This is a genomic window from Guptibacillus hwajinpoensis (assembly GCF_005144865.1).
GTDB classification, from domain to species: domain Bacteria; phylum Bacillota; class Bacilli; order Bacillales; family Guptibacillaceae; genus Guptibacillus; species Guptibacillus hwajinpoensis_A.
The window spans coordinates 1,228,915-1,242,074 of record NZ_SWFM01000001.1 but is presented as its reverse complement, the minus strand read 5'-3'; the positions used below and the strand labels follow the sequence as shown (position 1 = coordinate 1,242,074).

The 13,160-nt window shown below is 39.7% G+C and carries 13 protein-coding genes and 1 riboswitch; of the genes, 7 read left to right on the top strand and 6 right to left on the bottom strand.

Annotated elements, in window-relative coordinates:
* Positions 1-216 precede the first annotated feature (216 nt).
* Complete coding sequence (locus FBF83_RS06205; protein ID WP_136946221.1) at positions 217-1,092, bottom strand: LysR family transcriptional regulator; 876 nt, start codon at positions 1,090-1,092, stop codon at positions 217-219.
* A gap of 277 nt (positions 1,093-1,369) precedes the next feature.
* Here FBF83_RS06205 and FBF83_RS06200 point away from each other — a divergent pair, with 277 nt between their 5' ends.
* Complete coding sequence (locus FBF83_RS06200; protein WP_136946220.1) at positions 1,370-1,918, top strand: flavodoxin family protein; 549 nt, start codon at positions 1,370-1,372, stop codon at positions 1,916-1,918.
* 66 nt (positions 1,919-1,984) lie between these two features.
* Here the strand turns inward: FBF83_RS06200 and FBF83_RS06195 are convergent, their stop codons facing one another.
* A complete protein-coding gene (locus tag FBF83_RS06195) occupies positions 1,985-2,365 on the bottom strand; it encodes a carbonic anhydrase (RefSeq protein WP_136946219.1) in 381 nt (126 codons plus the stop codon).
* 106 nt (positions 2,366-2,471) lie between these two features.
* The gene (locus FBF83_RS06190) at positions 2,472-3,764 is read right to left on the bottom strand and encodes an NCS2 family permease (protein WP_136946218.1); all 1,293 of its coding nucleotides are present in this window, start codon (positions 3,762-3,764) and stop codon (positions 2,472-2,474) included.
* A 76-nt stretch (positions 3,765-3,840) separates the two neighbouring features.
* Positions 3,841-3,941: riboswitch (purine riboswitch) on the bottom strand.
* A gap of 436 nt (positions 3,942-4,377) precedes the next feature.
* On the opposite strand from FBF83_RS06190, the gene FBF83_RS06185 reads away from it, so the two are divergent.
* Positions 4,378-4,560: an aspartyl-phosphate phosphatase Spo0E family protein gene (locus FBF83_RS06185; protein ID WP_136946512.1), complete on the top strand. Its 183-nt coding sequence runs from the start codon at positions 4,378-4,380 to the stop codon at positions 4,558-4,560.
* A gap of 45 nt (positions 4,561-4,605) precedes the next feature.
* On the opposite strand, the gene glnA is transcribed toward FBF83_RS06185, so the two are convergent.
* Entirely contained in the window at positions 4,606-5,928 is a 1,323-nt protein-coding gene (gene glnA / locus FBF83_RS06180) for a type I glutamate--ammonia ligase (protein WP_136946217.1), read from the bottom strand.
* Between the two features lie 327 nt (positions 5,929-6,255).
* Between glnA and FBF83_RS06175 the strand changes: the two genes are divergently transcribed.
* The 5 genes from FBF83_RS06175 to FBF83_RS06155 all read left to right on the top strand — a co-directional run bounded on the left by FBF83_RS06175 (position 6,256) and on the right by FBF83_RS06155 (position 10,162).
* On the top strand, positions 6,256-6,678 hold the full coding sequence (locus FBF83_RS06175) for a GNAT family N-acetyltransferase (RefSeq protein ID WP_136946216.1): 423 nt from the start codon (positions 6,256-6,258) through the stop codon (positions 6,676-6,678).
* Between the two features lie 79 nt (positions 6,679-6,757).
* Entirely contained in the window at positions 6,758-7,723 is a 966-nt protein-coding gene (locus FBF83_RS06170) for an aldo/keto reductase (protein ID WP_240687991.1), read from the top strand.
* 113 nt (positions 7,724-7,836) lie between these two features.
* The gene (locus FBF83_RS06165) at positions 7,837-8,334 is read left to right on the top strand and encodes a DUF1648 domain-containing protein (protein WP_169525213.1); all 498 of its coding nucleotides are present in this window, start codon (positions 7,837-7,839) and stop codon (positions 8,332-8,334) included.
* A gap of 207 nt (positions 8,335-8,541) precedes the next feature.
* Complete coding sequence (locus FBF83_RS06160; RefSeq protein WP_136946213.1) at positions 8,542-9,486, top strand: ribose-phosphate diphosphokinase; 945 nt, start codon at positions 8,542-8,544, stop codon at positions 9,484-9,486.
* A 121-nt stretch (positions 9,487-9,607) separates the two neighbouring features.
* A complete protein-coding gene (locus FBF83_RS06155; protein WP_169525212.1) occupies positions 9,608-10,162 on the top strand; it encodes a FixH family protein in 555 nt (184 codons plus the stop codon).
* Positions 10,163-10,319: 157 nt separating this feature from the next.
* On the opposite strand, the gene FBF83_RS06150 is transcribed toward FBF83_RS06155, so the two are convergent.
* Positions 10,320-11,078, bottom strand: coding sequence for a Cof-type HAD-IIB family hydrolase (locus FBF83_RS06150; RefSeq protein WP_420875118.1), 759 nt, complete (start codon positions 11,076-11,078; stop codon positions 10,320-10,322).
* A gap of 164 nt (positions 11,079-11,242) precedes the next feature.
* Positions 11,243-13,006: a hypothetical protein gene (locus FBF83_RS06145; RefSeq protein ID WP_136946210.1), complete on the bottom strand. Its 1,764-nt coding sequence runs from the start codon at positions 13,004-13,006 to the stop codon at positions 11,243-11,245.
* Between the last annotated feature and the right edge of the window lie 154 nt (positions 13,007-13,160).

The window sequence follows — 13,160 nt, the reverse complement described above, 5'->3', positions numbered from 1 at the left end:
GTTAACTATATATCGGTTCTGATATGTTGTCAAAGAAAAGGGCTAGGGTGAAATGTGAATCATAAAAGAGAAGGCAACCTGAACAGTCTCCTCCTATAGTAAGGTAAAATATTCTAGTGTAGCTATAGAGGTCAAAATTTAACGATATAGAGGGAGTGCTTTCGGTCTCCAGGTTAGTACTGGACACCATCTCTTCAATTAAAGAAATAATAGAGTCTATTCTTCCAATAGAGAAATGAATTGTTTTAAAGGTGGTGAAATCCATTTATTCTTTTGATACACAACCTGAGTATAGATCTTGATTTCATTTTGCTGAAAGGGGAGCGCAACAACCTTTCCACTTTGGACGTCTCGCTCAACAGCTATTCTTGGGAGAAGGGCGATACCGAGGTCATCAGCTACGCATTGTTTGATCGCTTCTAGACTGCTGAATGAAATGATGGATTTTGCTTGTACCTCTTCCTCTCGTAATAACTGTTCAAGGAGGACACGATAAGAGCAACCTTCTTCAGTTAAGATAAGCGTTTCTGTTTCAAGCTTTTTCAACGTGACTTCGTTAAGTTTTGTTAGCGGATGGTGGGGGGGGGCAATTAGCACCATTTCTTCCTGTCGTATCGGAATCGTCGTTAATCCAGGATGCTTTTGAAGACGATCAAGTAGAATAGCTATATCATAGGTACCATTCATTGTGCCTTCAATTAAGTTAGGACATAGCCCCGATTCAAATAGAATTCTCAATTCAGGATGCTTTTGCTTAAGCGATTTAATATAAGGTGTAATGAAATAAGCAGCTAAAGATTCAACTGTACCGATTCGAACAGTCCCCCTTAAATTCGAATCATTCCGTAGCTGTTCTTCAGCTTCGTCAGCTAGCTTAATGATGCCCTTAACATAGTCATAAAGCTGTTCTCCTGATTGTGTTAAACGCATATTCCTACCCACTCGCTCAAAGAGTTTAACCTGATAATGCTCTTCAAGTTTCTTGATTTGTGTTGTTACGCTCGATTGAGCATAGCCAAGCTCTTCTGCAGTTTGAGTGTAGCTCCCCGATCTAACCACTTCTTTAAATGTATAGAAATAATTTAAGTCCATTTCAATCCCCCCCCCATCAAAATTATTGATAGTATGTATCAGTAATTATAGATAACTCCAATGATACGTGCAATGGTATACTGCAAACAAACGAGAACATATATTGGAAGACACATTAACAAGATATGTATGGAGAAGTGCTTCTGTTAATTGTTACTAAAGGATAAAAAGTTACATGAACGGATTGCTAGAAAAAGCATTAAGATATATCGTACAGATGCCTTTTAGAACAAAAAACTGTTAAATCACTTGCAGGATTGTAAAGGAGAGATCATAGTTGAAAATCTTAGCACTATTAGGAAGTACACGACCAAACGGAAACTCCCAGTATCTAACTGAAAGGGTTCTAGAGGGAACGGACCACACGGTTGTGTCCCTATCTGATAAGCAAATAAATTCAATTATTGATGAAAGACATAATGAGGCTGGTTTCTCTCCAGTAGATGATGATTATGAAGAACTGCTTCACTTACTTTTGACACATGATACGCTTATTTTCGCGACACCTCTATACTGGTACGGGATGAGTGGTCCAATGAAGAATTTCTTTGATCGGTGGTCGCAATACTTACGAGATAAGAACCTTAACTTGAAAGAAGAGCTTACTAAGAAGAAAGCTTATGTTGTTGTAACAGGCGGAAGCAGTGCGAAAGTGAAGGGGCTCCCACTTATACAACAGTTTAACTACATTTTTGAGTTCGTGAATATGGAGTTTGTCGATTATATTATTGGAAGTGGAGTAAAGCCTGGTGAAGTGAAAGAAGATCTTATCGCGCTCGAGAAAGCAGAGCAATGGAGGAGAAATTTCGACTCCTTACAAAGATAAGCAATAGTTGAAAAGACAAGAGGGCTAAGTATAGCCCTCTCGTCAATTATTGATTTGGTAAAGCCGTTAAGAACAAATAACGTGTACAGTAGAGAATTCATCAACCCATAGACCTACAACTATAACAGGCAAGCACCATGTTCTTACCGTATGGACGGATGCTTCAATATCTCGAAAATGCTGACAGACACTTACTGGATTTGCAGCACAATCATGATGTCCTACAACCGCAATAACGTTTGAGTAATGAGCTTCTATCGAAATGATCGCATTCTTTCTTATTCTTTCGATTTCATAGCAAGGTCCGTGAGCTAACACCCGATCCATTCCAGGTTCTGTAATTAAATCTACATAATCCACGTTAAAATGTCTCTTTAACCATTTTGTGACTGGAATTTGCGTTCTACCATCAATGCAGTTTAAAGCTGTTCCAAATGTTTTTTTCATTAGGCACCTTCACTTGTTTTCAATTAAATTATGAAAGTGTATGGGTTTGAGTGAACACTTTTTTTGTATAACAAAGAAACAGCTCGCACAAGCGAGCTGTTTTCCTTTATAAATAGATGAAATAAAGAATAAAAAGAAAGCCAAGTGTGTACATAATCGGATGAACTTGTTTCCAATCCTTTTTTGCAATCATCGCGAACGGATAAAGAATGAAGCCAAGTGCAATTCCTGTCGCAACGCTAAACGTGAGTGGCATCATAATGATCGTCACAAATGCCGGAATGACGACTTCTAATCGGTTCCAGTTGATATGCTTCACTTCGGTAGCCATAAGGGCACCAACGATAATAAGCGCCGGTGCTGTAACTTCGGGTGTAATAACGCCAAGAATTGGTGAGAAGAAGAGAGCGATAAAGAAACAGATTGAAATCACTACGGAAGTGAAGCCCGTACGCCCACCAACTGCGACACCAGCTGATGATTCAACGAAAGAAGCAGTTGTCGATGTACCGAAAATAGCGCCAATGACACCTGAGGTAGAGTCAGCAAGGAGTGCTCGACCAGCATTCGGAATTTTATTGTCTTTCATTAGTCCAGCTTGACTGGCCACTGCAATGAGGGCACCAGCTGTATCGAAGAAAGCGACAAATAAAAAAGTGAAAATAACAGCAAGAATCTCAGGTGTGAAAATATCATCTAGGTGCTGAAATACAACACCGAACGTCGGCTCAAGACTCGGAACCTGGCCAACAATAGAAGTTGGGACCTGGACGAGTCCAATGATCATTCCAATTATCGTTGAAATGACAATCCCATAGAAGATTCCACCACGTATGCCTCTAATCAGCATCATTAATGTAATAATGAATCCTAAAGCGGAAAGAGCAGTGGTAGGAGTTGTTAGCTGTCCAATAGAAATGAATGTTGCTTCATTACTTACAACAATACCAGCATTTTTTAAACCAATGAATGCAATGAAAAAGCCGATCCCGCCTGCGATTGCATGCTTAAGATCCTGTGGAATGACATTGATTATTTTCTCGCGAATTTTGAGCAAACTAAGGATCATAAAAATGATACCTGCAATAAACACACCTGTTAACGCAACCTCCCAATCAATCCCCATACCAATGACAACTGAAAAGGTAAAGAATGAATTAAGTCCCATGCTCGGCGCAATGCCGACTGGGAAATTAGCGAGAAGTCCAATCAATAATGAACCAACGATGGCTGACAAGGCGGTGGCTGTAAAGAGCGCGCCCTTATCAATTCCTGCTTCACTCAGGATAATCGGATTGACGACTAGTATATAAGCCATAGAAAGAAACGTAGTAATACCGGCTAGTGTTTCTTTTCTATAGGTTGTTTCTCTCTCAGTAAACTGGAAGAAGTTCCTCATGTTGTGTACCCTCCTGATTTCAAACAAATAGAAAAAAGACTCTGGCTAGGAACCAGAGTCAAATCACAAGGAATATGAAGTATTCATGATTCCTTGTAGACAAGCCATTCTCGGTAGCTAGTAGAAACGTTCAGGCCATATTCCTGAACTTATACAAGGTGGAGCTTTTAGGATAAATTTATAACGAGAATCATAACAGTCAACAAAAAGATGGTCAATCATTTCAAATAATGTTCAAGTATTCAATGTTTTCAAATTTCCATTGGAAATGGATTGTATCTTTTTAAAGGCTCTTTTCTAAAAGATTGTTGCTTTTGAAACAATTGTTGAATAAAACCCTACAGCTCGCTGATTGGAGCGGAAGGATGCTCGACTGCTGCGGGACTAGCGGGACAGGTGAGACCCCACAGGAGCGTTAGCGACGAGGAGGCTCACCGCCCGCCCCGCGGAAAGCGAGCATCCTGTAGCGCAAATCAACCACAATTTTAATAGCAACAAAGCCCAAGAAAAGCTCCTTTCTAATGTAAAAAACTTTGTAAAATGTAAAAAAATGAAATTTGTTAGTGGGATTTATGTTACTCTAATGAAAAGACAGATAGTAAGGGAGAGCGCTATGTTATTGCAGCGGCTTGAACATGAAATCTATAATTTGCGAATGGTGCTTTATGATCTTGGGAAAGAAGTAGATGATTATTCAAGTGGGAAAATCCTTCTTCTAAGTAAACGATTAGATGAAAAGATCGTTCTTTATCAGAAGCTGAAAGATTGCAAACGAAAGCATCAAGCAACAATATAGAACAAAGAAACGAGCTGTCTCTCCATGAGACAGCTCGTTTTTTGATTACTTATTCATGTAGCGATCAACTTCCCATTGACTAACATTTAGGGAGTACTCGATCCATTCTTTTTCTTTCTCTTCAATGTAAACTTTTGAAGTGTGGTCGCCTAGTGCTTCCATCACAACTTTATCTTCGCGAAGAGCTTTAATTGCTTCTTTCAAGTTCGTTGGAAGTGTCGGAACATCGTCTGTTGCTACTTCATACAAGTTACGTGTTTCTGGAGCACCAGCATCAAGCTCATGACGAATTCCTTCAAGTCCTGCATGAATAACAGCAGCAAGTGTTAGGTAAGGGTTAGCTGTTGGATCCGGGTTACGGATTTCAAAGCGAGTGCCCATTCCGCGAGTTGTAGGAACGCGAATCATACAGCTACGGTTAGAGTGAGACCATGCTACGCTGACAGGTGCTTCATAACCTGGAACAAGACGCTTGTATGAGTTAATGTTCGGGTTCGTAATAGCAGCAAGTCCATTTGCATGAGAAAGGATACCAGCCATAAACTGTTTCATTGTAGTTGAAATGCCTTCTGGATCGTTTTCATCGAAAAATGCGCTTTTGCCATCTGTGAAGAGTGAAAGGTGACAGTGCATGCCTGATCCATTTTCTCCTGCGATTGGCTTCGGCATAAATGTTGCATGATAGTCGTGGTTAGTTGCAACATCTTTAACAACGTTTTTAAACGTCTGGATGTTATCAGCTGCTTTAATCACGCTGTCAAAACGGAAGTTAATTTCATGCTGTCCCTGTGCTACTTCGTGGTGGGAAGCTTCCATTTCAAATCCGAATTTCTTAAGTGTACGAACGATATCACGACGGACTTGATCACCTTTATCTTTTGGTGATGCGTCGAAATAACCAGCACGGTCATTCATTTTACGAATTGGGTATCCTTCTTTATCTAACTTAAACAGGAAGAATTCAGGTTCTGGACCGACGTTAACGGTATAGCCCATGTCTTCCGCTTCTTTCATTGCTCTCTTAAGAATGTAGCGTGGGTCACCTTCAAATGGCTCGCCATCGGGTGTATGAATGTCACAAACAAAGCGAGCGATACAATCCTGATCGACAGCATCTGGAAGAACTTTAAACGTTTCAAGATCAGGGAAAAGATACATGTCACTTTCCTGAATATCAGAGAAGCCTGCAATGGAAGAGCTGTCAAACATAGCTTCGTTGTTCATAACACTTTCCAATTCTTCAATTGGTAGTTCTACGTTTTTTGTTTCGCCAAGCATGTCAGTAAATTCAAGGCGAATAAATTCGACTTTCTTTTCTTTTGCTTCCTTCATGATGTCTTGTTGAATACTATTCTTCGTTAGAGTCATGGATTAAATAACCTCACCTTTAATTTTTTTGTTAGTGTTCATTTTAATGATATTTACAGATAATTGTGTTTTTATGTAAGGATACCTAACATAAAAGTTAATAAATATCGTATAAATGCGATCATGTCTTTAGTAATAACCTCTGTCGAATGAACGTAAACCACTTTTTATTTCCAACGCTATTTACAGTAATGAGGTAAGCGTTATCAATCTGGGCGTGGAAAGGATTTTTATTTAATTTGGAGAATTATTATGTTGAACGTTAGTTAGGTGAACAATCTAGCCTATAAACAAGATGATCATTGAAAAACCGCAGGAGGCAAATCAATGATTAAAGAAATGAAAACGGTGGATGACTGGCTTGAAGCTTTTCAAGTGATGAAAGAACTGAGACCTCATCTAGACGAAAAGAAGTTTCTAGAGCTAGTTAAAGAAGCTCGTGAAAAAGATATGTACCAGATCTATGCTCTTTATGAAGAGGAACGAATCGTTGCTGTAACAGGTTTTAAACCAATGATTACGTTATATAATGGACGATCTGTTTGGGTATGTGATCTTGTAACTAGTGAGAAGCATCGATCCAAAGGATACGGCAAGAAGCTTCTTTCCTTCATAGAAGAGTGGGCAAGTGATCGAGGGTATGAATCAGTTGCGCTTTCTTCAGGGCTTCAACGAAAAGATGCACATCGCTTCTATGAAGATAAGATGTCATATGAATGCGTTAGTTATTCCTTTAAAAAAGAGCTTTAGCATAAAGCTTAAAGATAGAAGGTAGACTTTATCGGGTGCTATACTTGGTTCAAGACAAACTAAAGGATGTGGCACGACTTTGAGAAAACTCGGTCAAACAGACTATTCAATATCACCAATTGGACTTGGTACCTGGCAATTTAGTCAGGGAAGTGGACTGATTGGAAGCTATTTCTCTACAATCTCTGAAAAGGACATGGACGCAATTGTCAAAATGAGTCTTGATGGTGGCATTAACTGGTTTGATACAGCGGAAGCATACGGAAAGGGAAAGTCTGAAGAAGCACTTGCTGGTGCACTAAATCGACTGAATATCCCTGAGGAGAAAGCGCTTATCGCAACCAAATGGTGGCCATTACTGAGAACAGCTTCTTCTATTACAGGAACGATTAAAACTAGGAAGAATGCATTAAAAGGAAGACGAATTGATCTTCATCAAGTGCATCAGCCTTTCTCGTTTTCTTCTCCTGAGAAAGAAATGAAAGAGATGGCATCACTTCTACATCAGGGGGAAATTGGTGCGATCGGCGTTAGTAATTTTAACCGTGATAAGATGGACCGCGCTATTAAAGAACTGAACAACCACGGCGCAAGTCTTGCTTCGAATCAAATGAAGTATAGCCTGTTGGATCGTCGAATTGAAACGAACGGCGTAATGGATCTTGCCAAGCAACATGGCGTTACCATTATTGCTTACTCTCCTCTTGAACAGGGGATTTTAACAGGGAAGTTCCACCAGAATCCTGACCTAATTGCGAATCTCTCGGGACCAAGGAAGCACATGTCTCAATTTAAGCCTCAAGGATTAGCAAAAACCCTACCACTTATTAATTTACTTAAGGAAATTGGTGCTTCTTATGGAGTTGGCCCAGGACAGATTGCACTTAACTGGCTTGTTCACTTCCACGGAGATACTGTTGTTGCGATTCCTGGCGCTTCAAAATTAAAGCATGCAGAAGATAATGTGAAAGTCTTAGGATTTAAGCTAACAGAAGAAGAAATGAAAAGAATCGATGAAGCTTCGCAGAAAGTTGCGAAGATGTGATGAGAAACCGCATCAATGAGGTGCGGTTTTTTTCGCGTTTTGGGATAGGGATATAAATGAAACATTTTATTATATTGGACGTATATATAATAACTAAAAAAGGAGTGAAGATAATGAGAAAGAGACTGAAGCTAGAGATTGAAAAAACTTTTCTACAGAAGTCATTTGATATAGCTGGCATTCTTTTTCTACTTTCTAGTTTTGTGTATGTCTTGTTGAAGTGGTCTATACTATCAGAACAAGTTCCTATTCACTTTGACACGTCAGGCAATCCAGATAATTGGGGACCAAAAATCATGCTTCTTGTACTCCCTTTTATCGGTACGTTCATATGGATCGGACTTTCGATTTTGGAGCGATATCCACAAGTGTATAACTATATAGTTGGAATTACGGAAGAAAACGCTGCAGTGCAGTATCGAAGTGCTGTCACTTTAATCCATTTTCTTAAGAATACGATTGCGATAATGTTTGCCTTTCTTACGAGAGAAAGTTTCCTGATTGGAAGTGGAGAACAGGAAGGTCTTTCGACTGGATTATTGCCATTGTTTCTAACCATCATTTTGGGCTCGGTTGTACTCTATATCATCCAATCGGTGCGGAGGAGATAGGTGGATTGATAATCTGATTGGGGATATAGAAACTAAAGCGCATACAGAAAAAGTACAAGACACAATTTGTAATGATTTGATCGAATTTGGGATAAATTCAGCAAGATCTGACCGTTTGTGTATGGTATAGTGGAGAGGAAGTTGAAACGAAATACATACGTATGAAACTCATACTAATCGATAAACGAACGATAAAGGAGCTACGCTATGCTACGCCATGAAGAAGATGTGAAAGTGTTCGCTTTGAATTCGAACCCAGAGTTGGCTCAGGAAATTGTTGAGGTACTTGGGATTAAAGCGGGGAATTGCTCCGTAAAACGTTTCAGTGACGGAGAAATCCACATGAACGTTGAGGAAAGCATCCGTGGTTGCGATACCTATCTTGTTCAGTCCATTGCGGGATCAGGGAACGACTACCTTATGGAACTGTTGATTATGATTGATGCGTTGAAACGAGCATCTGCTAAAACAATTAATGTTGTGTTACCGTATTATGGATACGCAAGACAAGATAGAAAAACTGGGCCGAGACAACCGATAACTGCTAAGCTTATTGCCAACATGCTTGAGCGTTCCGGTGCAACACGTGTTCTGACTGTCGATCTCCATGCGAATCAAATTGAAGGGTTTTTCAATATTCCAGTGGATCAAGTATCAGGTATTCCGATTCTTGCTGAATACTTCGAGAAAAAGAATCTAGAAGACATTATTGTTGTTGCACCAGATAACAGTAGTGCTCTACGTGCACGTAAACTTGGTTCTCTTCTTGATGTTCCGATTGCACTCATTGACCGTCGCTCATACGATACAGGGGAACCATCCACTGTTAATGTTATTGGTGATGTAAAAGGCAAAACGGCAATTATTATCGACGATATGATCGATACTAGCCGAAACGTAACCTTTACATCTCGTATATTAGAGGAGCATGGTGTTAAGGAAGTGTACGCAACATTCACGCATGCTGTTCTCTCGGGAAATGCTACAGAAGAAATAGCGGAATCTAACATCAAAGAAGTCGTTGTTACAAATACAATTGCCTTGCCAGAGTCAGATGATCTGGATAAAATTACAGTGTTATCCATTGCACCATTACTCGCTAAAGCGATTCAAGTTGTGCAAGAAAAGCTTTCAATTAGTAAAATTCGATAAGTTCGTTAGGAACCCCCTCTTATCTATAAGAGGGGGTTTTTTATCACTGATAAACTTTAATGATCCATTTTCAGACCTATTTCGTTAGCTAAGTATATAGAGAAAAGAGATGAGGGATAGGATGAAAAAAGTATCACTAATGATTGGGATTGTGTTTCTTCTAGCACTTGCTGCTTGTTCAGACACTGCCGAAAATTCATCAAGTAATGACACAATGGTCAATGAGACTAGTGGGGAACAGATGAATAATAATGCCAAGAACTCGACTGAGGCAGGTGATGCGATGGAAAGTAATGCTGAAGATGAAGAAACGTCTGAGCCCACATTAGATATCGCAATTACAGAAGATAGCTCAGATGATGAAGGGGATCATGGTGATCACCACGGAGCAGAGCTCGGAATCATGTTAGAAGCTGATGAGACGAGTTCGACACTTCTCACCACTACAATTACAGAAGGAGAGCAATCGCTCACAGAAGCTAACGTACGTTTTGAGTACTGGGGAGAAGGAGAAGAACAGCATACCTACACAGATGCGGAGGAGAAAGGTGAAGGTATGTATGAAGGAAAAGTAGAGATTTCTGAACCAGGAACGTACATGCTTAAAGTCCATGTGGAGAAAGGTGAAGAGCTTCATACTCACAAACCATTCCTCTTAAATGTGACAGAGCAATAAAAGAGAGAAGATTGGGGATCTAGGGAATATGGGGGCATCGATCGGTATAGAGAGAGCTCACTGGATAGTGAAAAGCATAAAAAAAAGCGACGCAGTGGAGAAACTCCATCGCGCCGCCTTTCGACATTTATCGAGCTTATTCGGGTGGTGCCAGGCACTACTTTTTCAATACACGATTAATTGCGTGGGCTACGCCGTGTTCTGTGTAGTCTTTTGTAATCCAGTTCGCTGCTTCTTTTACGCGCTCTTGAGCGTTACCCATCGCAACACCGAAGCCAGCTTCTCTAATCATGGCAATATCATTCATACTGTCACCAACAGCCATCACATTATCCATTGATAGATCGAGCCATTTACATACTTTCATCAACGCGGCAGCTTTGTTCACACCTGCCGGATTAATTTCAAGGTTCGTTGGACTAGAGTTCGTTACTTCTAGCGCTTCGTTTGCCATGACTTCATCAGTAATCACTTTCCGAACGTTATCGTCTTGAATATCAAAGCCGAATTTCAACCAGTTATAATCATCAATTTCTTTATCGAATGGTTTCTTCGTATTGAATACACCTTCTGTTGTGGACGACCAGAAGTACACATCATGCTTAACTTTAAGTTCCCAAAGTCGCTTCACTAGGTCATTTGTTAGGTGCGTGCTATCGACAAGGTTTAACTCCTTGTCAAAAATCTGCCCGCCATTCACTGTCACTAAGTAAGCCGAATGACCAAGCTGTTCAGCAATATCGCGGCAGAACGGCAGGGAGCGTCCTGTACTGAGTACCACATGGATCCCTTGCTCCTTCGCATGCTTAACTGCGTCTTCATTTTCTTTCGAAACATCCCCGTCATGATTGACGAGTGTTCCATCCATATCTAATGCAATTAGTTTAATTTCTTTATCCATTTCTACCACTCCTATTTTTCGCTCCCTCTATTCTAATACAAATAGATGAAAATCTGTAGTCGTAGAGTTTTATGAGACCTGGAGCAGTTAAGAAAAGGAGGTAATGACGATCGTTATACCTATTTTATTAAGAAATAGCCAAAGCCAACATAAAGGATCTTCAATTACTCATGTTGAGGTTAATATCTGTTCATTTCGATTGTTTCTTTTTGAAAATCTCGCTCCAAAATAATGGACTTGTTCTTTTTAACTGAGAATACCACTGACTCTTTTACAGGTTGTAGAACGATGTTGTCAATTACTGCTGTTTCACCCATCGCACTTAGCTTTAATGTATGTTTTCCCCTTTCAAGACTGGAGGTTTTTCCAACCTTAATGAGAGTGAGGTAATTATCGGCAGTGGAATTTGAAACGAGAACACGACCAACATTGACTCCATCAAGCTGTACGTTAAGAAAGCTTTCATGTTGGGGAGAATGCTTCTTTTCAATGGCCGCATATACAAGGTATTCGCCCTTCTCGAGACTAACTTCTTTCTTGATCGCTTCTTGGTCCTCTAATAGTACAATCTCATCACTATATAGAGCATCGCCAGTCCATGGACTAGTAGGTTTCATAATCTCAGGAGAACCTTTTGTCGTAGTAAAGGTTTCTGCTTCGATAATTGACTTTGTAAATCGATTGAGGGTACGAGCATTTAGGTATTTATTTGCTTTATTATTACTCGTTATGGCTTGCAACGCGAATAATGCTTCAATAGTAGATTCGGCACCAGAATTATAATTCACTTTGCCGGTGTCTCCGTTAATGCCGTCATAACCTCGACCTGTTTGAGGATCGTACATGGCATAATTAGCATCGTTATTCCCTGTAAACCAAGATGCTGCAAGTCCTGCATAGCGAGCGTATATGACGTCGTTAGTTGCTTTATAAGTTTCCATAAAACCTTGAACAATCATATTTACTCCGTAAGCGATTTGTTCATCTTTTGTTGGAGTAGGAGCCATTTCTTTTATCATACCTGTCACGAGAAGGTGTGTGAAAAGGTTGTCAGCCTCATTCTTTGCAGATTGAATCCATTCTGGCTTATTTAATACTTTTCCAGCCTTCGCAAGTGCAAAGGATTGGCTACTTCCCCATGCGTGCCATAGGGTAGGGGAACCGTCCCATCCTAGATGGGCGCTATATGGATATGTGTCAAAATCACCATACTGATACTCCGATAACCCTGTTCCTAGTTTAAGCATAGAGTCTTTTACATCTTCATTTGGCTTAGTCGAATAATATTCAGATAAACCGAGTAAAGCATTCGACATGGCATCAAAACCAGTAATCCACCTAGGTACTTGTACGCCATGAACCAAATCATACTCTCCGTAAGTATCGTTCATTTCATTTTGGAGTGCTTTGTTCCCCAATAAGAAATGATCTTCTAATTGTTGTGCGTAGTCGGAATCTACTTTCTCAAAGATCTTGTAGCCATAACCAAGAGCCCACATTCCTCTTGCTGCCCACCAGTCGAATGACTTCTTACTTGTAGAACCATTTTTGTTTATTGATAAATCTTCATATATAAAGTTATAAAACTCACCATCTTCAGCTTGCATGTACATGACGAAATTAAGTAGTTTTTTTGCTTTGTCTAGAGATGCTAGGTTTTTATTGTTTTCATAATCAGTTAAATAAACAATTGCAGCACGCGCAACATCATCTACAGCGGCAATTCCTTCACCTGAAGCATCTACCCAGTCATAATCGGGATACTCTGAATAAATGTGTGTAATTAGCATTTCAGTTCCATCAATTGTTATCTCTTCGTTCAAGGAATCAAGATGAGATAAATTAATCATCGATTCTTTTCCATTTGGCTGTTTAGCGAGAGTTGGAGCACTGTAACTAATCATAAGTACAAACGTTACTAATAGACTAATTGCCTGTTTCATGTAATCATTCCCTTCGTTATTTTGAATACGCTTTCAATATTAACATTACAGTATAGGATTAAAAAGAATTACTTACATTACAAAAGGTATATTGATATATTTACACAAAAAAACCATGCCACTTATGAGTGAGACATGGTTTTCTTTATTAACA